13 protein-coding genes are annotated in these 20,438 nt (G+C 73.3%); 10 read left to right on the top strand and 3 right to left on the bottom strand.

What is annotated here, in order from left to right; translation table 11 throughout:
- Positions 1 to 87: 87 nt before the first annotated feature.
- From ACQP2F_RS27600 to ACQP2F_RS27580, 5 genes are read left to right on the top strand one after another with little or no spacing between them, the layout of a single operon-like run.
- On the top strand, positions 88 to 1,176 hold the full coding sequence (locus ACQP2F_RS27600; RefSeq protein WP_433292283.1) for a hypothetical protein: 1,089 nt from the start codon (positions 88 to 90) through the stop codon (positions 1,174 to 1,176).
- Positions 1,173 to 4,508, top strand: coding sequence for a trypsin-like peptidase domain-containing protein (locus tag ACQP2F_RS27595; RefSeq protein ID WP_433292281.1), 3,336 nt, complete (start codon positions 1,173 to 1,175; stop codon positions 4,506 to 4,508). The genes ACQP2F_RS27600 and ACQP2F_RS27595 overlap by 4 nt, the downstream gene beginning before the upstream one ends.
- Positions 4,509 to 5,558, top strand: coding sequence for a trypsin-like peptidase domain-containing protein (locus ACQP2F_RS27590; protein WP_433292279.1), 1,050 nt, complete (start codon positions 4,509 to 4,511; stop codon positions 5,556 to 5,558). It abuts the gene before it with no gap.
- Between the two features lie 55 nt (positions 5,559 to 5,613).
- A complete protein-coding gene (locus ACQP2F_RS27585) occupies positions 5,614 to 6,882 on the top strand; it encodes a vanadium-dependent haloperoxidase (RefSeq protein WP_433292277.1) in 1,269 nt (422 codons plus the stop codon).
- 37 nt (positions 6,883 to 6,919) lie between these two features.
- The gene (locus ACQP2F_RS27580) at positions 6,920 to 8,875 is read left to right on the top strand and encodes an acyl-CoA dehydrogenase family protein (RefSeq protein ID WP_433292275.1); all 1,956 of its coding nucleotides are present in this window, start codon (positions 6,920 to 6,922) and stop codon (positions 8,873 to 8,875) included.
- 96 nt (positions 8,876 to 8,971) lie between these two features.
- On the opposite strand, the gene ACQP2F_RS27575 is transcribed toward ACQP2F_RS27580, so the two are convergent.
- Positions 8,972 to 9,991 (bottom strand): M48 family metallopeptidase, encoded by a 1,020-nt coding sequence (locus ACQP2F_RS27575; protein WP_433292273.1) that lies wholly within the window; start codon positions 9,989 to 9,991, stop codon positions 8,972 to 8,974.
- A 226-nt stretch (positions 9,992 to 10,217) separates the two neighbouring features.
- Between ACQP2F_RS27575 and ACQP2F_RS27570 the strand changes: the two genes are divergently transcribed.
- From ACQP2F_RS27570 to ACQP2F_RS27560, 3 genes are all read left to right on the top strand, one after another.
- Entirely contained in the window at positions 10,218 to 11,795 is a 1,578-nt protein-coding gene (locus tag ACQP2F_RS27570) for a lysyl oxidase family protein (protein WP_433292271.1), read from the top strand.
- A gap of 87 nt (positions 11,796 to 11,882) precedes the next feature.
- Positions 11,883 to 12,752, top strand: coding sequence for an EamA family transporter (locus ACQP2F_RS27565; RefSeq protein WP_433292269.1), 870 nt, complete (start codon positions 11,883 to 11,885; stop codon positions 12,750 to 12,752).
- A gap of 59 nt (positions 12,753 to 12,811) precedes the next feature.
- Positions 12,812 to 13,870, top strand: coding sequence for a diguanylate cyclase domain-containing protein (locus ACQP2F_RS27560; protein ID WP_433292267.1), 1,059 nt, complete (start codon positions 12,812 to 12,814; stop codon positions 13,868 to 13,870).
- Here ACQP2F_RS27560 and ACQP2F_RS27555 read toward each other — a convergent pair.
- Positions 13,857 to 14,891, bottom strand: a complete 1,035-nt coding sequence (locus ACQP2F_RS27555) for a tetratricopeptide repeat protein (RefSeq protein WP_433292265.1) — start codon at positions 14,889 to 14,891, stop codon at positions 13,857 to 13,859. The genes ACQP2F_RS27560 and ACQP2F_RS27555 overlap by 14 nt on opposite strands.
- Positions 14,892 to 15,631: 740 nt before the next feature.
- Here ACQP2F_RS27555 and ACQP2F_RS27550 point away from each other — a divergent pair.
- Both ACQP2F_RS27550 and ACQP2F_RS27545 read left to right on the top strand, forming a co-directional pair.
- On the top strand, positions 15,632 to 16,117 hold the full coding sequence (locus tag ACQP2F_RS27550) for a hypothetical protein (protein ID WP_433292263.1): 486 nt from the start codon (positions 15,632 to 15,634) through the stop codon (positions 16,115 to 16,117).
- A 1,513-nt stretch (positions 16,118 to 17,630) separates the two neighbouring features.
- Positions 17,631 to 18,251, top strand: coding sequence for a hypothetical protein (locus ACQP2F_RS27545; protein ID WP_433292261.1), 621 nt, complete (start codon positions 17,631 to 17,633; stop codon positions 18,249 to 18,251).
- A gap of 1,711 nt (positions 18,252 to 19,962) precedes the next feature.
- Here the strand turns inward: ACQP2F_RS27545 and ACQP2F_RS27540 are convergent.
- Positions 19,963 to 20,400 (bottom strand): hypothetical protein, encoded by a 438-nt coding sequence (locus ACQP2F_RS27540; RefSeq protein ID WP_433292259.1) that lies wholly within the window; start codon positions 20,398 to 20,400, stop codon positions 19,963 to 19,965.
- Between the last annotated feature and the right edge of the window lie 38 nt (positions 20,401 to 20,438).

Genomic DNA, 20,438 nt, shown 5'->3' with positions numbered 1-20,438 from the left:
TGGTCACGCTATTCGGTTCGTCCGGCCGGGCGCTGTCGTTGATTTGCTGCTTTAGGCTGTCCATCCCAGATCCGGACGGGAGAGTCGATGCCGGGGAATCATCCGTTCTTCGACGCCGCGCGCTTTCCCTGGGACCGTCCCGACGCCCGAGCGTTCCACGATGTCCTGCCCACGCTGGTCGCCAGCCAGGCCGACATCGGCCGCCTCTACCACTCCAGCGCACCCGGCCTCGAGCCGCTGGTGCCGGACGCCGCGCATCGCATGTGGAAGGAGGCGCTGGACCGGCTCGCCCCGGCCGGCGGCCTCGGCGCCCTCTGTGAGCTGCTGCTCGCGCGGCAGCTCAACCCCGCCGTCCGGTCCCGCATCGAGGCCGTCCGGCAGGCCCGGCCCAGCGTCGACAGCCTGGTCGGCCCGCCCGGCGGCGGCGTGGTCATCCTCGACCGGGCGGTGCTGCGCGGCCACATCCGCCAGCTGGCGCCCGCCGGCAACCCGCTGAAGGTGATCGTCGTGCGCGGCGGGCCGGACAGCGGCAAGAGCCACGGCCGCTACCTGTTCGAGCTGGCCGCCCGCGACCACGGCGCCGACGTGATCTATCTGAGCGCCGACATGGTGGCGACCGTCGAGGAGGTGGTCGAGGAGCTGTTCGGCGCGCTCGACGCGTTCGGCGAGATCCCGCCGCCGGGGGAGACGACCACCAGCGCGTACTACCGCCAGGTCTGGCTCAAGCTGCGGGCCGTCGTCTCCCGCCGCCAGCGTCAGCTCTGGATCGCCATCGACGACCTCGGGCTGGCCGAGGACGAGGCGCCGCTGCTCGACCCCGAGGTGCGCGACCTGCTCGACCAGCTGGTGCTGCGGCTGCCCAACCCGGTCTACCGTCAGTGGTTCCGGCTCATGCTCATCCACTACCCGGAGGGCAAGCTGCCCACCAAGTGGAGCCGGGACGTGGTCGCCGAGGAGCGCACGGCCGAGGCCGACGTGACCGCCGACCACGTCGTCGAGGTGCTGCGCTCGTGGACCGCGAGTGCGGGCCGCACGGTCATCGACGCGGAGATCGAGGCATTGGCTCAGCACATCGTGGCCGAGTCGGACGCGCCGCCGGCCGGCTGCTGCCGCCTCCAGCGCCTGCACGACCTGGTCAGCGACACGCTGGAGAGCCTGGTGGGTGAGCGCCCGTGAGCTTCCATGATCTCGCCGGCGTGCTCGACGCCCTCCGGGACGCGGCCGCCGGGGTCGTCAAGGTCTACGGCGGCGGCTGGCACGTGGGCACCGGCTGGCTGATCACCGATGAGCTGGTGGTGTTCCCCAAGGGGTCGATCAGCGCCCGGAGCGGGACGCACTACTTCTGCGAGGCCGACGGCGCGGAGGCGCCGCGCGTCGGGGCCGACGTGGTGTTCGAACCGCCCGGGGAGAGCACGCTCGGCCTCTCCGAACCGGCTCTCCTCCGGCTGCACGAGCCCATTCCCGGTGGCCGCCCGTTGCCGCTCGTCGAGGGATCCACGCTGGGCCACAGCCTCTTCGTGCTGCACTACCCCTCCGGCTCGGCGCGGCAGCAGGTCAGCTTCGGCCGCTGGGAGAACATCGAGGCAGGTCTGCTCACGCACGACGGAGCCACCACCTCCGGATCCAGCGGCGGCCCGATCGTCAACGTCGGCGGCTCGATCGTGGCCATGACCACGCTCCGCATCGACAACCGATCCTGCGGACCGACGCTGGCCGCGATGCTGGAGGTGCTGCGTACCGCCGGGGTGTGGCCGGAAATCGCCGCGTACCACCGGCTCGCCGACATCGCGGCGGCCCACGAGCGCCTGAGCGGTCCGCGGCCGACGGGCGACGACGGCGGTCTGCTGTGGGCTGCCGTCCGCTGGAGCTTCGACCCCACGCTGGCCGGCGACACCGACCGCGAGCTTCTGGCCAAGCGGGTTCACGACATCGGGGCATCGCGGTGGACTCTGCGATCCCGGGAGCGCCGGGCCCTGATCGAGGCCGCGACCGTCGAGCGGCTGCGCGAGGCCCGCGGTGACGAGCCCGAGGACGACCCGCGCCAGGCGGTGATCGACCGGATCCTCTGCGGCCCCCCGTTCGCGCCGGACGAGGCCGAGCTCCCGCACTGGCTACAGGCCGTCCGCTGGTTCGGCGGCGTCGTGGACGGACTGCCCACGCCGGCCGACATCACCGAGTCGCTCGAACGGCGTCGCCTGCGCGGTCGCCTCACCGCCGTGGCCGGCCCCGACTTCGAGGGCCGCGCGGACGAGCTGCAAACGCTTCAGCGGTGGTACGGCGCGGAGCAGCCGCCGCCGCTGGTGGTCACCGGCATCGGCGGCATCGGCAAGTCCGCTCTTCTGGCCCGCTTCGCCTTGACCCTGCCCGAGGAGACGCCGCTCTTCTGGCTCGACTTCGACCGGGCCGACCTCTCGCCCGACGACGCTGATTCGGTGCTGGCCCAGCTCACCCGCCAGGCGGCCGTACAGTTCGACGGCTTAGAACCCGGCGGATTCGCCCGCGCGCTGGCCCACGCCGCCCGCGACCGCCCCGCCCCGCTTCTGGTCCTGGACGGCTTCGAGGTCGCCCAGCACGTCCGCCGCCACGGCGAGCTGTGGCTGCTGCTGGAGGAGATCCTGCGCGAGGCCACCCGCCTGCGCGTGGTCGTCAGCGGCCGCGCCGCCGTGCCCGGCCTGAGCCTGCTCGGCCGTGACGCCGGCCGGCTCGCGCTGACCGGCCTGGACCGCACCGATGCCGCCTCCTGGCTGCGCCGCCATGGCATCATCGACGACCGCGTGGTCGACCTGGCCGCCGGCATACCACTGGCCCTGCACCTGGCCGTCCGCTTCGTGGCGACCGGCGGCCGCGTCGAGGACCTGCCCGTCCACCTGCCGCAGGCGATGATCGAGGGCCTGTTGTACACCAGAATCCTGGAACGCGTCATGGACGCCGACCTGATGCCGATCGCCCGCGACGCCCTGGTCCTGCGCCGCCTGAATGTGGACATGGTGGCGTCGGTGCTGGCCGGCTCGATCCCCGAAGGTATGGACGCCGCCGGCGTCTTCGAGCGCCTCAGCCGCGAGCTGTCCCTGGTCGATGACAACCTCGACCTCACCGTCGGCGACGGTCAGGAGGAGTTGCGGCTGCGCCCGGACCTCCGCGCCGCCGCCCTCACCCTCCTCGAGCTCGACGACCCGGCCCGGGTCCGGGCCATCGATCACGGCGCCGCCATCTGGTACGAGATGCGGGAGCCGACCGCGGTCAACACCGCCGAGCTGGTCTACCACCGCCTGCGCCTCGGCGACGTGGAACGAGCCGCGACCGCCTGGCGCGACGAGTGCGCGCCGATGCTGGCCGACGCCGGTAACGAGCTGCCGCCCGGCGCGCGCCTCTGGCTGCACGTCCGCACTACCGGGCAGGCGGCGCGGCATGCCGAGTGGGAGACCGACGCGGTCGTTCGCATTGAGCGGGCGCTCTCCCGCGGACGCGGCGAGCAGGCGGTCGCGAAGATCCTCGACGAGCGCCGGGCCCGCAACCCCGGTGGCCCGCTGACGTTCTACGACGCCTGGCTGCGGTGGCGGCGTGGTGACGCGGCCGGCGCGGCCGACATCCTAGCCCGGTCCGCCGGACTGGGGCGGAACGAAGCCATCCTCTCCGCCCGGCTGGCGTCGGAAGCCGGCGATGTGCCGTCCGTGGACCGGCTGCTCGCCGCCGTCCAGTCGCACGAGAACCGGGATCCGTTACGTCCCGACCTGCTCAGCCTGCTCGCCTGGGCCGCCCGCGTGCGCCTGACCGTCGACCTGCCGGCCGAGCGTGCCGTGGCCGAGGCGATCGGGACGATACCGGGGCTTCGCCGCGCACTCGAGGGCTATCTGCAGCCGGCCGACGCCGTGCTGGACGATCTGGGCGCCGCGATGGGGCCACAGTTTCAGTACGCCGCCCTCCGCATACCCCGGACTCCGGCGGGGCTCGAGGCCTTCGCCGACGGCCTGCGGGCGATGCAGTACGCGGAGGGCGGGTACGTGCGGCGGCGCGACCAGATCGAGCGCTGGGCGGCCTCGCCGACCGGGTGGGGCGCTCCCGACGGTTCCCGAGTCGCGTTCGGACTGCCGGATCTGCCGGGCCGGCCGATCGAGCGGGCACTCGACCTGGCCGTGATGAGCCAGCGACGCCGGAACCTCGCCACCGCGGACCTCATGATCCACGAGGTGTGCTGGGAGGCGAGGCATGTCGACGCGGGCCGGGCCCCGATCGGGATCTCCGTCGTGGCTTCGCTGGCGGCGTACCGGTGCCTGCCGGTCTCGTTCGAGGACGTCGACAGCATCGACGAGCTCCTGGCGCACTTCCTGCGCGCGCTGCCGTTCCGGCTGCCGGAACCGACCGACGACTTCAGCGCGAGCCTGCTCCGCGACCTGGCCACCAAGCCGAACCCGAACGAGTGGCGTGCCATCGGCCTCTATCTGCTCAGCCGCGATCCGCTGGAGCGCCTGGTCGAGCTGGCCGCGGGCGTTCCGACCAGGACGGCGTGAATGCTCGACGACATCCGGTATCCGTGGACCGAGGATTGGGCGCAACAGCTTCATGCGACGCTCACGCAGCTTTACCCGAGCCGGCAGCGGCTTGCGGCCGTCGCGCAACGGGCCGGGATCGAGATGACCGAGATCAACAGCGAGCAGGCGATCGCGTACGTCTGGAGCGAAGTCCTTGATCTCGCGGCGCCGCACGGGTTGCTGGAAGCCGTCGTGCGCACCGCCCGCGACCTGTTGCCGGAGACCAGCCCCCGGCGGCCGTTCCTGACCGGCCTGCTCGCCGGCGCGGCCCCGGAGACCGACGGCGCGCCCCGCGGCCCGGACGGCGCCCCCCGCTTCATCAGCGGCACCGACGAGGTCTACGAGCGGGAGGCCCTGCTCTACCACGACGACCTCACGATCGGGATCGGCGAGGTCCCGGCGCTGATCGCGGCGCTGACGCACGTGGTCCGGTGGGCGCCCAGCGTCTGCAAGCTGACCGTTCGCCTGCCCGGCGCGCGGCGGGCCGGCACCGGGTTCCGGATCGGCCCCGACCTGCTGCTCACCAACTGGCACGTGCTCGATCGGGCGACCGCGGTGACCGCCGACTTCGACTACGAGGACGGGAGCGTGGCGGCCACGACGGTCGGCACCGACCCGGGCTCGATCGTCGGCGACCGGGAGGACGACTGGGCGGTCATCCGGACGAGCGAGCCGCTGCCCGGCCGCTGGCCGATCGTGCGCCTGGACGCTGCGGCGGCGCCGGTGCCGGGGGAGCGGGCGTTCATCGTGCAGCATCCGGACGGGCAGCGGAAACGGCTCGGCTTCGTGCGCAACCAGATCTCCGACGTGGATGAGCGGGTGGTGCACTATCTGACCGACACCGAGGCCGGCTCCTCCGGCGCGCCGGTGTTCGACGCCGCCGGGCGGCTCATCGCGCTGCACCACGCGGGTGGCCGGCCGCAGGAGGTCTTCGGGCGGCCGCCGACCGTCAAGAACGAGGGCATCCGGATCGAGCGGGTCGTCGCCGGGCTGGCCGAGTCCAAGATCTGGCAGTCCGGGGGGCCGTAGGGACGAGGCGGTGGGCGCCGCGGCGGAGAAGGGTCGGGCTCGAAAGGAGTGAGCCATGATTCGTCGCATAGTCTCCACCGCCGCCGTCATGACGCTGGTGATACCGGCCGTCGCCGGCACCGCGCAGGCGTCCTCGCGAGCCGAGAACGCATCGGTGATCTCCGACTGGAACGCGCTCGCCGCGCCGACCCTGCTGGGCGACACGACCAAGGCGCCGCAGGAGATCTTCCTCTACCTGGCGTTCCTGCATGCCGCCATGTACGACGCGGTCGTCGGCGTGCACCCGCGCTACGAGTCCTACGGCCGGCACGCGCCGGCTCCCCGTCATGCCTCGGCCACCGCGGCGGCGGCCGCGGCCGGGCACAAGATCCTCGAGACCTACTCGCCCTACGCGCAGGCCGCCCTCGACAGCGCGCTGGCCGCCTCGCTGGACACGGTGCCGGACGGTGCCGCCAAGACCGCCGGGGTCGCCTACGGTGAGCGCGTCGCGCAGGACATCATCGACCTGCGCGCGGACGACGGTCGGTACGCGCCGGTCTCGTACACCAGGACGCCGGCGCCCGGCGTGTGGCGGCCGACCCCGCCCGCGAACCTGCCGATGGCCGTCCCGTGGCTCGGCGGGGTGACCCCGATGCTCGCCCGCAGCACGGCCCAGTTCGCGCCGCCCGCCCCGCCGGCGCTGACCTCGCGCCGATACACCCGCGACTTCGCCGAGGTCAAGGCGCTCGGCTCGGCCACCTCGACGGTCCGCACCGCCGGGCAGACCGCGACCGCGCTCTTCTTCTCCGGCAACGCCGCCGTGCAGATCAACACCGCGTTGCGCGACCAGGCGTCGGTGCGGGGGCTCGACATCGTCGACGCGGCCCGGATGTTCGCGGCGGTCGACATGACCGCGCTCGACGCGCTGATCGTGTGCTGGCAGGCCAAGCTCGACCGCGCGTTCTGGCGGCCGATCACCGCCATCCAGCTCGCGGACACCGACGGCAACCCGGCCACGACCGCCGACCCGGCCTGGGCCCCGCTGCTGACCACGCCCAACTACCCCGACTACATCAGCGGGTACAACGTGGTGATCGCCGCCTCCTCGCGGGCGCTCGAGCACGTCGTCGGCCCGCGGCTGAACCTCACGCTGACCTCGACCGCCGTGCCGGGCGCGACGCGGCACTACGACAGCGGCGCGGTGCTGCGCGGCGACGTGGTCGACGCGCGTATCTGGCTCGGCATCCACTTCCGGACCGCGGACACGGCGGCTCGCGCGGTGGGCGTCGACCTCGCCGACTGGGCGAGCCGGCACTACTTCCGTGGCACGTCTCACAGCGGTTGACCGCTTCACCACCAGCCCGTCGGGTAAATTCCTACTCATGAGTAACTTGGCGCTGCAGGAGCTGCTCGACGGGCGGTGGGGGCACGTGCGCCGGGCCGCGCGCGAGCAGCTCGCCGGCTCGCACTTCGTCACCGTCCCGGGCGAGACCCTCGAGGAGGCCCGCTCGCGCGTCTCCAAGCTGCTGACCGAGCTGCCCACCGAGCCGGGCGTGGCGGCGGGCTTCCCGATCGAGTACGGCGGTGGCGCCGATCCCGGTGGCTCGGTGGTGGCCGCCGAGATGCTCGCCCAGATCGACCTGTCGCTGATGGTCAAGGCCGGCGTGCAGTGGGGCCTGTTCGGCGGCGCCGTGGTCGCGCTCGGCACGAAGCGGCACCACGACGCCTACCTGCGCGACATCATCTCGGCCGCGCTGCCCGGCTGTTTCGCGATGACCGAGACCGGCCACGGCTCCGACGTGCAGAACCTGCGGACCACCTGCACGTACGACCCACAGACGCGCACCTTCGACCTGCACACCCCGCACGAGGCCGCCCGCAAGGACTACATCGGCAACGCGGCGCGCGACGGCCGGATGGCGGTGGTCTTCGCCCAGCTCGTGACCGGCGGCCAGAGCTACGGCGTGCACGCGTGGCTGGTGCCGATCCGGGACGGGAACGGCGACCCGATGCCGGGCGTCACGATCGGCGACGACGGTCACAAGGCCGGGCTGCTCGGGGTCGACAACGGGCGGCTCTCGTTCGACCACGTCACGGTCCCGCGGGAGATGCTGCTCGACCGGTACGGCCAGGTGGACGAGGACGGCACCTACCGCAGCACGATCGAGAACGACACCCGCCGGTTCTTCACCATGCTCGGCACGCTGGTCCGCGGCCGGGTGGTGGTCGGCGGCTCCGCCTCGGCCGCGACCAGGAGCGCGCTGACCATCGCCGTCCGCTACGGCGACATCCGCCGCCAGTTCACGGCGCCCGGACACGATCGCGAGGTCGCGCTCAACGACTACCTCGCCCATCAGCGCATCCTGCTTCCGGCGCTGGCCACCACGTACGCGCTGAGCTTTGCGCAGGAAGAGCTGGTGACCGCCCTGCACGAGGTGCAGACGGCACCCGCGGGAGCGACGGACGAGCACCGGCAGCGGGAGCTCGAGTCGCGCGCGGCCGGCTTGAAGGCGGCGCAGACCTGGCACGCCACCCGGACCATCCAGGCCTGCCGCGAGGCCCTCGGCGGCGCCGGCTACCTGGCCGAGAACCGGCTGGCCGGGCTCAAGGCCGACACCGACGTGTTCACCACCTTCGAGGGCGACAACAAGGTCCTCCTGCAGCTGGTTGCGAAGGGGCTGCTCACCGGGTACCGCGACGCGTTCGGCTCGCTCGACGGGTGGGGCCGGGCGACGTTCGTGGCCGAGCAGGTGCGCGCGATGGTGCTCGAGCGCACCGCGGCCCGCGCGCTCATCCAGCGGCTGGTCGAGGCGGTTCCGGGCCGCGACGAGGAGGTCGCGCTCACCGACCGCGGCTGGCACCTGCGGATGTTCTCCGACCGCGAGGAGCACCTGCTCGACGGCGTGATCCGCCGGCTGCGCAAGGGCGCCGCGCAGAAGAAGGACCGGCCGTTCGACATCTTCAACGACGTGCAGGACCACGTGCTCGCGGTCGCTTCCGCACACATCGACCGAGTGGTGCTGGAGGCGTTCGTGGCCGGCGTCGACCGGGCCGCGGACCCGGAGACGAAGGCGCTGCTGTCGAAGGTCTGCGACCTGTACGCGCTGAGCACGATCGAGGCGCACAAGGGCTGGTTCCTCGAGCACCAGCGGCTGACCCCGGCGCGGTCCAAGGCCGTCACCGCGATGGTGAACGACCTGCTCCGCCAGCTCCGGCCGCGGATGCGCGAGCTGGTCGACGCGTTCGCCGTACCGGACGAGTGGTTGAACTGCGCCGTCCTGCGCGAGGAGCCGGCCCGCCAGGAGGCGATGGCTCAATTTGATGGCCGACTGAGCTAGCTGGCTCCGCTTCGCTCCGCGGGCAATCGCCCCCTCCTCACCGGCGGGGCGATTGCGGGCAGTCCCGTGTGTTGTGGTCCACGGAAATCGGCGGGGTCAGCGTCCCCTGGCCCAGCGGGCGGTGGACCCGGCCAGGTCGGCCGCGCCGCCGGCGGCGCCGCGCAGGAGCTTCACCAGCGGGTCGGGGGAGGTGGTGAAGGTGTCCTTGTACGACGAGGCCGCCGCCTTGATGTCCGCGGTCACCGAGGCGTCCCGGTCGTCGTCGCGGCGGGGGTAGTCGCCGCCCAGGATGCGGGCGTAGTCGCCGGCGTCGATCCAGCGGTTCAGCTCGGCCGCCCGGGCCACCGGGAACGGCTCGGCGCTGAACGCGGTCATGCCGATCTTGTGAATGCTGTCCCGCAGGTCACCGCCGCCCTCGTACTCGGCCGCCTGCTCGAGGAAGGCCGCCGTGTCGATCTGCGACAGGTCGCCGCCGCCGGCCGTCTTCATGAACAGCCGCAGGGAGGCGGCCGGGTCCTGGGCGGCGAGCAGCCCGGCCCGGTCGGCCGAGAGCTCGGCCTTGCGCCACCACTCGTACATGCCGGCGATGACCGCCCGCAGCGCGATCGCGCCGACCGGGATCCAGGCCACGTTCGTCACCCAGCGGGTCAGGATCGTCATGATCGTCTGGTAGACGGCGTGCCCGCTGCGGACGTGGCCGATCTCCCGGCCGAGCATCGTGCGCAGCTCGTCGTCGTCGAGCTTCTCGACCGCGGCCGTGCTGATCACGATGAACGGGCGGTCCATGCCGATCGCCTTGCCGTCGATCACCGGCAGCTGGCGCACGTACAGCTCGGGCAGCTCGGGCACGTCGAGCGTGCGGGCGGCGTCGGCGAACAGGTGGTGCACCCGGGGATATTGCCGGTGGTCGACCCGGATCGCGCCGGCCAGGTACGACAGGCGGAACCCCCGCTCGTTCCACATGCCGAACAGCGCGCGTACCACGTCGTCGAAGCCACGAAGCTCGCGCAGCGCGGTCAGCGCGCCCCGGTCCGCGGGGTGCTCCCAGGCCCGGGAGCTGATGCCGGTCAGGGTCACCCGCTGCCGCTCCGGCCGGTTCTCGTCGTCGATGGTCATAGCTCTCCCTCTCGTCGGGGTCCGAGCTTCGCGGATCTTCGCAAGCCGGCACATCCGCTCCGGGCCGGAAAGCGGGAAACCCGGACTGCGACTTTCGGCCGATGTCAGGCGACCCTCCCGAGTTTGTGCCAAGTCATGGAGAACTCACAGGGATCTCACAAGTGTCCGCATTGGATGGTCCCGCCATGGCCGGGCTGCCACCGGCCGGACCGACGGGAAGGATCTCATGACAGACCCGAAGAACCGCCGAAACCGCTTGATCGCCCGGGGTGCCGCGGCCGGCGTGCTCGCGCTCACCGCGGGCGGGGTGGGCGTCGCCCAGGCGGCCGCCAACCCGCCGCCGCTCTCCTTCGTGGCCGCGACCCAGAGCGTGACCGCCACGCGGTACCACTACGGCGACGAGGTGTGGCTCGACTTCGACCTGGGCTTGCACGTCATCGCGGGCAACGACCCGTTCGAGATCCGGGCCAAGCGCACCGGCTACGACAAGCCGATCGCCGCCGAGCAGCGGATCACCAAGAAGGGCAGTACCAGGACCGTCCCGCTGCCGGCCGGCCTGGTGCCCGACTTCAACGGCCTCAAGGACTTCACCAAGTTCACGATCGCCGACGCCTCGGGCGCCACGATCAGGCAGTACTCGACGCCGTTCTGCGCCAATTCGTGGTCGTCGGCCCGCACCCGGCCCGACGCGCCGGCCACCACGCCGTACCCGACCCAGTGCGGCGGCTGGAACCCGTTCACGCTCGGCGCCGTCTGGGGCATCCAGGCCGGCTGGGACTCGGCCGTGCAGACCACGCCGGTGACCGGGGAGTTCGACCTGCAGCCCGGCAAGTACCAGGTGACCGCGGTGCTGAACCCGACGTACCAGAAGCTGTTCGGGGTCCAGGCCGCGCAGTCCACCGTCAAGATCGCCGTCACCGTGGTCGACGAGGACATCAACAAGACCAGTCTCGCCAAGATCAAGGCGGCGAAGGCGGAGGCCGCCGCCTCGCCCGGCGAGCTGCAGGCCGACCGGCAGGGCGGTCAGCAGGTGTCCGAGTTCGTGCCCGGGCTGCGCGCTCCGGGCAAGCGCCCGGCCACTCTCAAGGCCGCGCCCAAGAGCGGGCCGCGTCCCGACCTGCGCTCGCTGCCGGCCTGGGGCATCTCGCTGGCCCAGGGCCAGAACGAGGAGACCGGCGAGACCGACGGCAAGTGGTACATCAACTTCGGCGCCACGGTCTGGAACGGGGGTACGTCGCCGCTGCTCGTCGACGGGTTCCGGCGCAGCGGCACCGAGCTGATGGACGCGTACCAGTACTTCTTCGACGCTCACGGCAACCAGGTCGGGTCGCAGCAGGCCGGCACCATGCAGTGGGACGACCGGGTCGGCCACAAGCACTGGCACTTCACCGACTTCGCCCAGTACAACCTGCTGGCGGCGGACAAGAAGCTGGCCGTGCGCAGCGGCAAGGAGGCGTTCTGCCTGGCCAACACCGACGCCGTCGACTACACGCTGCCGAACGCGAAGTGGCGGCCGGACAACACCGACCTCTCGACGTCGTGCGGCGCCAACACCGTCGTCGCCGTCCGTGAGGTGCTCGACATCGGCAACGGCGACACCTACAGCCAGGACCGGCCCGGCCAGTCCTTCGAGGTGACCGACCTGCCGAACGGCACCTACTACATCCAGGTCCTGGCCAACCCGGTCAAGAAGCTGGCCGAGCTCGACACCACCAACAACTCGGCGCTGCGCGAGGTCATCCTCGGCGGCACCCCGGAGAACCGCACGCTGACCGTCCCGCCGGTCAACGGCATCGAGGGCTGACTGCTCCTCGTGCTCCTCGCGTGAGGTGGCCCACCCGGACGGCAACCGCCGCCCGGGTGGGCTTCCGGTCTGAGAACACTGGGGGTCATGAGACGTCCCGAGGCGCCCGCGCCGCTGCTGGTGATGATGTCGATCGCCTCGGTGCAGTTCGGCAGCGCGGTGGCGCGCACGCTCTTCGACGACCTCGGCGCGGCCGGGGTGACGCTGCTCCGCCTGTCGATCGCGGCGGTGATCATCGCGGTCGCCACCCGGCCGCGGCTGCGGTCGTGGTCCGGCGCGGCGTGGCGGGCGGCGGCGGTCCTCGGCGTCGTGATGGCCGGGATGAACCTGATCTTCTACCTGTCGCTGCGCACGGTCCCGCTCGGCATCGCGGTCACCGTCGAGTTCCTGGGTCCGCTGCTGCTCGCGCTGGTGCAGACCCGCAAGCTGATCGACCTGCTGTGGGCGCTGCTGGCCGCGGCCGGGGTGCTGCTGCTGGGCACCGCGCACGGCGGTTCGGCCCCGATCGGCGGGCTCGTGCTGGCCTTCGTGGCCGGGCTCTGCTGGGCCGGGTACATCGTGTTCAGCGCCCGGCTCGGCGGCCTGGTCCCGGGCACCGGCGGCCTCGCCGTCTCGCTGGCCGTGGCCGCACTCCTGGTGCTTCCCTTCGGCTTCGAGGGCGCTTCGGCCGTACGGGATGATCCGTCGCTCTTGATCGGGGGCACCGCCGTGGCGCTCCTCTCCTCGGTGTTGTCCTACGGCCTGGAGATCAACGCCCTGCGCCGGATACCGACCCGGGTCTTCGGCATCCTGATGAGCCTCGAGCCGGCCGCCGCCGCGCTGGCCGGCCTGCTGGTGCTCGGCCAGCGCCTGGACGCCGTGGAGATCGTCGCCCTGGTGCTGGTGATGCTCGCGAGCGCCGGCGTCACCCTGACCGCGCGCTCCCGTCCCCGGTCGCCAGAGCCGATCGCGGTCTGAGAAGCCTCAGGTGCTTGCCGCCGCAACCGAATGTGCATATCGACATGAGGAGGCGGCAGGTGACCTTTCAGCTGCGTGACGAGACGGGGGCGTCCCGGTCCGTCGCGTACCTGCTGATGGCCGCCGGGCCCTTCATGTTCCTCACCGGCGTGATCCTCCCGGCGCAGCGCACGGTGCCCGGCGTGTCGATCTTCATGCTGCTCACGGTGGTGGTGAGTGCCCTAGGCGCGCTCTGCCGCTGGCGTCCCGAGCGGGTGCCGCGGATCTTCTGGTTCCTCGCGCCGTTCCTCGGCATCGTCCTGCTCACCACCATGAACCTGGCAACCTGGGACGCGAGCACCGGCGCCCAGCTCTTCTACCTCTGGCCGGTGCTCTACACCGCGAACTTCCTCAGCCGCCTGGCCAACTACCTGGTGCTCACGCTCGTCTCGGCCGGCAACGCCGCGGTCGTGTTCGTGATCCTGGACCCGAGCCGCGCCGTCACCGACTGGGCGTCGCTCACGGTGGCCATGACGCTGACCGGGGTGGTCGTCTGGTCACTCCGGGGACGCAACGAGCGCTTGCGGGAGGTTCTCGAGACCCAGGCGTACGCGGATCCGCTCACCGGGGTCGCCAACCGCCGGTCCTTCGACGGCGAGCTCGCCCGCGCGGTCGGCTGGGCGCAACGCCACCATGGGTCGGTGGCGCTGATGACCCTGGACATCGACTACTTCAAGAAGATCAACGACACGTGGGGCCACGGCGTCGGCGACCAGGCGTTGCAGCTGGTGGCCGACGCCCTGCGATCGGTGGCGTCGGGCGACGACGACGTGGTCGGCCGGCTCGGCGGCGACGAGTTCGTGGTGCTGCTGCGCACCGACCGGATGGGCGCCCGGCGGGCCGCCGACGAGGTGCGGGCGGCGGTCGCGGCGATCACGTCGCTGCCCGGCGGGCCGCCCGGCCTGAGCATCGGCGTGGCGGTGCTGCCCGACCACGCGCTCACCGCGGTCGAGCTCGGCGCGGCGTCGGACGCCGCCCTCTACGAGGCCAAGGACGGCGGGCGCGGGCGTACGGCGATGGCCCACCCGCCCGGGGCTCGGCACAACGTGGACCAGGTCCCGGCGCCTACCGTGGTGTGACGGTCGGATGCTCGGCCGTGATGTCCTGCTTCGCCGGCCCGGTGATCTCCTCGCGCGCCCGCGGATACGGTCCCCAGCCGTCGCGCAGGACGTGGATGTAGACGGCCTCGAGGCACACCCCGATCCGCTGCGCCAGCTCCTGGTCGTCGGGCTTCCCCAGCCGTACGGCCCGGGCGAAGTGATCGAGAGCCTCCATGTGCCGCCCCTGGTCGAAGCAGCACCGCCCCGCGTTCTCGTGCACCACGCTGCGCAGCGTCGCCGGCACCGGCGCCGCCGAGGCCTTGGCGAAGAGCCGGTCGGCCTCCTGGAAGTCCCCCCGCAGCCGCAGGATGTGCGCCAGCTCGGCCTGCGCGATCACCATCGACTGCGTGTCCCGCGCCGACTCGGCGTGCGCCAGAGCGAGCCGGCTGGCGGCCGCGGCCATGCCCAGCTCGCCGAGCAGGCGGTAGACCTCCGCGCGTACGCTGAGCAGCCCCGCCTTGGCCACGTTGTCGACCTCGTCGGCGAGCGGCCCGTCGAGCTTCTCGCCCAGCGCCCGCAGCGCGTCCTTGTCGTCGACGACCTCGCGCAGCGTCCCGCCGTCGAGCCGCCACCGGATCGCATCCAGTTCCGCCGCCGGGTTGGGCGCGGCGGGTCCTTCGCTCTTCGCCGGCGCATCGCCCGGGTCGAGGACCGGCTCCGGCCCCGGGATGAGCGACGGCGCCGCCGTTTCCGCCGGTGCGCCGTTCTGCGCTGCACCGCCGGTCGCCGCATCATCGTTCTCCGGGCCGCCGCCTGTTGCAGCTCCGGCGTCCGGCTCGGTCGCGATCGCCACGCCGTTGAACAGCCCCGCAAGATCAAGGTTGAGCACAAGCCCGTCGCCGCTCCCACCCGAAGCGTCCGCCTGCGCGTCATCCACCTTCGGGGCGAACCACTTACCGCCGAACTCGGTGTCCGCAACCCGCCGCGGCTCCTGATCGGGCCCGGAGACCGCAAGGCGCCCGATCGGCTTGAGGTTGTGCAGAGTCCCATCCGGATCCATGTAGGGCGCCGCATGCGCTCCCAGCCGTTCCCCCGCCGCGGTCTGGCCGGTCCCGGCGTCGCCGGCCGTTCCCGTGCCTCCGGTCCCGGCGGTCCCAGCCGTTCGGGATCCGGTGGTCCCGCGGGTCCCGGCGGTCCCAGCCGTTCCGGATCCGGTGGTCCCGCGGGTCCCGGTGGTCCCGGGCGTTCCGGCGGTCCCAGCCGTCGCGGTGCCCGCCGCACCTGCGTTCCGAGCGGCACCGCCAGCCGTGGCAGCCGGGTTGCCGGCCACCGAATGGTCCCCGGCCTGCTCAGGCGCACCATGCCGGCCACCGCGCCCGCCGACCGGCGCCGGTGAGCCGGGCGCCGGTGAGCCAGACCCGGTCGCCCCAGTGGTCGTCGCCCCAGTGGTCGTCGCCCCAGTCGTTGTCGCCCCAGTTGTTGTCGCCCCGTCCGGAGCCGCCGCATCAGCGGGAGGCCGCTGCGCCGGCAGGTAGCCCACGCGTGCGTTCGGCACGGCGCCGCCCGCAGCCGGCGCGCCCGGCTGAGGCCGAGCCATCGGTTGCGTAGGCACGTCCTGCCTCGATCGCGCCGCAGCGGGCGAGCTGACCGGCGCGGAAGCCAGCGACGTAGGCCGGACCCCCGGCTGAATCGGAGCTTTCTCGCCCGGCCGAACCCCAGAAGCGAACGCAGCAGGCTGCGCGACGTGCCCAGCGTTCTGCGTCCCTTGCACCGTCCCCGCCGGAGCCGGAGCCGGAGCCGGTGCCGGTGCCGGAGCGGGAGTCGGTGCCGGAGCGGGAGTCGGTGCCGGAGCGGGAGTCGGTGCCGGAGCGGGAGTCGGTGCCGGAGCGGGAGTCGGTGCCGGAGCGGGAGTCGGTGCCGGAGCGGGAGTCGGTGCCGGAGCGGGAGTCGGTGCCGGAGCGGGAGTCGGTGCCGGAGCGGGAGCGTGTGCCGGTGCCGGTGCCGGTGCCGGTGCCGGTGCCGGAGCGGGAGCGGGTGCCGGAGCCGGAGCCGGAGCCGGAGCCGGTCCCGGAGCGGGAGCTGGTGCCCGAGCGGGAGCCGGTGCCGGAGCGGGAGCGGGAGCGGGAGCTGGTGCCGCAGCCGCAGCCGGTGCCGGAGCCGGAGCGGCAGTGGGAGCCGGAGCCGGAGCTGCCGGTGCGGGAGCCGGAGTTGCCGGAGCCGGAGTTGCTGGAGCCGGAGGCGGCGGCCAACCGGCCGGCGGTGGCGAAGCCTGCGCAGGCGGCATAGGCGCCGTCCCACCCGGGCGACCCCCGGCCCCCGGAGCGGACATGGGCATAGTCGGACGGCCCGCGGCGGGGGAGACCGGCGCGCCCTCGGTCCGGCCGGCCTGCTGACCCGAGGTGTACGGACCCACCACCTGCCCACCCGACGCGGGAGCCGGCGGCGCGGCACCGTGCACGGCGGCGGGTGGCATGGCCGCCGGAGGCATCATGCCGGGCTGGCGGGCCGCGGGCGGAACCGAAGCCGGCGGCATCGCACCCGGGGGGATCTGGCCCGGATGCTGCGGGTGGCCGGCTGCCGGAGGAACCGACGTCGGGCGCGTCTCGCCCGGGTGGGCCGGGGTCGGCGGGCGGTGCTGCTCCACGCCGGGGCGGGGCAGGTTGGGCGACATCGGCCGGGAGAGGCCTACGGGCTCGGCGGCGGGCGGCGCGTCGTCCGGAACCATCGACCACGGGCCGTCGCCGTCGTTGAACACGACGTGCGCCGTCCGCGGGGACCGCCGGGATCGAGGCGAACCGTCCGGGTAGGCGCCGAGCCGTGAACCGGATTCCGAAGGCTGCTGCGGCACCCCGAGCCGGCTGCCGGTCTCCGCCGGCGACCCCGGCGTACCCAGCCGGCTGCCCGTCTCGGACGGTGATCCAGGTCGGCCGAGGCGTGTGCCGCTCTCTGCGGGGGTGCCGGGCATGCCGAGGCGGCTGCCGGTGTCGGAGGTTCCGCTACCGGGGCGGTGGAGGGCGGCGGGGTCGAGGCGGTCGGGAGCGGAGGTCGCCGAGCGTTGATCGGGAACGGACGGGGGCGGCATGTGCGGGCCGGCAGCCGGGGCGATCGGAGCGGAAGGGACCGGAGCGGGAGGGACCGGAGCGGGAGGGACCGGAGCGGGAGGGACCGGAGCGGGAGGGACCGGAGCGGGAAGGACCGGAGCGGGAGGGACCGGAGCGGGAGCGTTGGGACCCGGGGATACCGGCGTGGGAGCGACCGGGGGCGGGGTGACCACGCGGGCGGCGGGTGTCGCGGGGCTGCTGCCGACCACGCGAGGGGTAGCGGTGGGCTCGGCCTTCTTGACGACGCGCGGCGTGGGCGGGGGCTCCTCGCGGCCGATCACGCGCGGTGGGGTGGGCTCCGGCGCCTTGCTGATGATGCGTGGGCCGCCGTCGGTCTCGGGGCGGGCTTCGTCGGCGTCCGGCCCGGACCGTTCGGCTGCCTTCCGGGCAACCTCGCGGTCGTCGCGGACGTCGGTGTCGCGGCGGTCGCGGTCGGTGTCGGTGTGGGCGGTGAGGGCGGCGGGCTCCACGGGCTCGTCGGTCCAGGTGGCTTCGCCGTCTATGTCCCAACTTGTCACGCGCGCGCCGGTGTCGGTCCAGCCGGTGTCGGCGGGCCACGCGGGCTCGGCGGCGCGCTCGTCGGGCCAGGGCTCGGCACCGCGCCGGCTGGAGGGCCGGCCCGGGCCATCCACCGGGCGGAAGCCCTGGTCGTAGTCGCCGATCGCGGGTGCGGGGGGAGCGTCGGGGAAGCGGCCGCGGTGGGCCGGGTCGGGGGACTGGTCCTCGCGGTAGCCACGCCGGGCGGCCAGGTCTTCGGCGTCGGCCGGGTCCCAGAACGCGGTTCGCTCGCCCATCCGGCCCGCCGGACGGCGGCGCTGGTCGGGGTCGGACCAGGCGGCGGGCTCGCCTCTCCTCGTGCGGGGGTCGCCGACCGGGCGCTGCAGGCGTGGATCGGTGCCGCCGAGGTCGGAGCGCGAACGGCGCATGCCGCGGTCGTCGGCGGGGCGGCGCATCCGCGGGTCGGTGATGTCGAGCTCGGCGTCGATCGGGCGGCGGCCGCGTGGGGCGTCCGCACGCGGGTCGGCCGCCCACCGGCCGCGCTCGTCGCCGGGACCGCGGTAGTCGCCATCGCGGCGGCCGTAGTCGTCGGGGCGGCGGTACAGGTCCATGGGCTCGGCAGGCTGGGCCTGCGGCACCCGGGCCCGCCCGCTGGCGGCCGGATCGATGTCGCGGCGCGCCGGCTGGCGGGGGTCGCCGCCGCGGGCTGGCGAGCGGGGGTCGTCGGCGCGGGCGGGCTGGCGGGGGTCGCCGCCGCGGGCTGGCGAGCGCGGGTCGTCGGCGCGCGCGGGCTGACGTGGATCTCCACCGCGCGAGGGTGAGCGGGGGTCGTCGGCGCGGGCGGGCTGGCGTGGGTCGCCGCCGCGGGACGGCGATCGCGGGTCGTCGGCCCGGGCGGGCTGACGTGGATCCCCACCGCGCGAGGGCGAGCGGGGATCGGCGATGCGCGGGTCCACGTCGCGGCCCGGACGCGGATCGATCTCCGGAGCCGGTCGCCGGCCACGCGGGTCGGACGGTGGCGGGGGCACCGGTGCGGACGCCGACCGCCGCGAGCCGCCGCGTGGGTCCGGCTGCTCGGCGGGGCGCGCGGGCTGCTCGGCCTGCTTCCGCCGGCCGAGCCAACCCTTCCGGGCGGGCTTGGCGGGGGGTTCCTCGACCGAGCCGGCATGCGTCGTCGTCTGCGGGCCGTGCCCGTACGCCTCGAGGTCGCGATGGTCGAAAGGCTCGTCGATGTCGTCGGGGAAGTCGCCGAAGCGGTCGTCGTGGCGGACCGCGTCCCCGTTGCTGCTGATCGGGTAGTCGGGCGCGTCGAAGTCGACGCCCAGCTCGGGGCGGTTGAAGTCGACGTCGGCGAACGCGGAGCCCGCGAGGTTCGGCTGCGACGTGTCCACCGGCGAGAAGTCCGGATCGTCCAACCAGCTCGGTCGCTCCGAGTCGAACGCGGCCTGCGGCTTGCGGGTCGCGGCGCGTCGCTGCCGCCGGGCGGCCAGCTCGTCGACCGGCTCACCGGGCGCGGCGGCGGGCCGTTTGGTGGGAATCACCGGATCGGGCGCGGTCCGCCTGGTGTATTGGCGTTCTTGAGCGACCGCCGAATTCGGCATGATGGAATACTCAGAGTATTCGTCGTCCCAGTATTCGTCGTCCTCGAAGCTCATGCGGCGGCCCCGCGGGCGGGCAGGCGGCGGCCCGGGGTTGGTGGTTCGCCCCTGTGCCGCATCGTGCCCCCGTTCTCCCTGACTCGAGCCCGGGGGTCCCCCTCCCACCGGTGGATGTGGAAGGTTAACCACGCTTTTGCAACGTGCGCCAGCACCCTCGTGAGCGCGTCACCGGCCCGTGGGGCGAGCCGGTGACCGAGAGTCGGCGCGGCCGTCACCCGGGCCGCATGCGTTTCCTCACGGGACAGTACGGGTGGCCCCGCCGAACAGTTCAAATGCGGCCGACGGATCAACGGATCGCAGGGACGAATTGACGCCACGTCACGACGGGTCGAAATGTCGACTTAAGCAATTCTTAAACCTGTTCTGAGGATCCCCACGGATTGGCCGGCGACCCGAACGGGCGACCCCGGTGTCTCTCAGGTGACATTCAGGTTTCGGCGGGGTGGCGAATGCCACTCTCGCTTAATGCGGATCAAGGTGCTAAGGCATGTCACGGTGGTGGAGCGCCCAGGACAGCGTGGTCCCAGGGCTCCGGACGCGGCACCGGGTCGACACCCGGGCGGCCGCACCGACGAACGACACCGATGCGAAAGGATGCGGACATGCCGCGCCTCGAACTCGGCGCCGTACGCGCCACCTGGCGGGTGGCCTTGCGCCGCCTCGACCACTGGACTCTGGAGACCCTCAATCCCCCGGCCGGCGGCCGCCGCCCCCGTATCTAGCGGCCGCCACCCGCGCCACACCCCAGCGACGACCACACCGCTCTGCCCCCCATTGCCGGTGTGGACAGTCATGGCGGCGCGGGCCCGGGAGAGGAACGGCGGCGGGGTGCACACCGCCGCCGTTTCGCACCGACCGGGCGCACCGGTCACCCTCAGAGGCGACCGTCCGACGTGAACGGCCCGACCTCGGCCGGCAGCACGAGCCCCGCCCGCGACAACCGGCGGAGCAGCGACAACAGCTCGTCCCGGCGCAACGCCCCCGGCGTCTCCGGCTCCCGGTGCGGGATGTCCAGCGCGCGCGCCGCCTCGACGGCCCGCACCGCGATCGCCGCCTCGACCGCCCACAGCCGGTGTGCCCGCATGGCGACCGCCGCCGACTCGGTGAGCGCGCCGTGCAGCCGTAGCAGCCGGCGCAGGTCGGCGGCGAGCTGTTCGATCGGCGGCCCGATCGGCCGCGGCGGCTGCGGCCGGTGTGCTTCCCAGTACGTGGAGGTCAGCTCCCAGATCCGCGGCGCATAGACGGCCGCCGCCCCGAGCAGCGTGGGCGTGGCCACGATCAGCGCTAGTTTCCCCACATCCCAGAAGTTCACGACTGGCTCCCCGCGACCGAGATGACGGCCGTCACTTC

This window comes from Actinoplanes sp. CA-030573 (assembly GCF_050951115.1).
Lineage (GTDB): Bacteria > Actinomycetota > Actinomycetes > Mycobacteriales > Micromonosporaceae > Actinoplanes.
The sequence above is the reverse complement of the archived record's forward strand: the minus strand, read 5'-3'. Positions and strand labels throughout refer to the sequence as shown.

What these genes read in the sequence shown, in the direction of transcription:
- ACQP2F_RS27600 (WP_433292283.1), top strand. Translation starts at nt 88, where the DNA reads ATGCCGGGGAATCATCCGTTCTTCGACGCCGCGCGCTTTCCCTGGGAC.
- ACQP2F_RS27590 (WP_433292279.1), top strand. Translation starts at nt 4,509, where the DNA reads ATGCTCGACGACATCCGGTATCCGTGGACCGAGGATTGGGCGCAACAG.
- ACQP2F_RS27585 (WP_433292277.1), top strand. Translation starts at nt 5,614, where the DNA reads ATGATTCGTCGCATAGTCTCCACCGCCGCCGTCATGACGCTGGTGATA.
- ACQP2F_RS27580 (WP_433292275.1), top strand. Translation starts at nt 6,920, where the DNA reads ATGAGTAACTTGGCGCTGCAGGAGCTGCTCGACGGGCGGTGGGGGCAC.
- ACQP2F_RS27575 (WP_433292273.1), bottom strand. Translation starts at nt 9,991, where the DNA reads ATGACCATCGACGACGAGAACCGGCCGGAGCGGCAGCGGGTGACCCTG.
- ACQP2F_RS27570 (WP_433292271.1), top strand. Translation starts at nt 10,218, where the DNA reads ATGACAGACCCGAAGAACCGCCGAAACCGCTTGATCGCCCGGGGTGCC.
- ACQP2F_RS27565 (WP_433292269.1), top strand. Translation starts at nt 11,883, where the DNA reads ATGAGACGTCCCGAGGCGCCCGCGCCGCTGCTGGTGATGATGTCGATC.
- ACQP2F_RS27555 (WP_433292265.1), bottom strand. Translation starts at nt 14,891, where the DNA reads ATGGATCCGGATGGGACTCTGCACAACCTCAAGCCGATCGGGCGCCTT.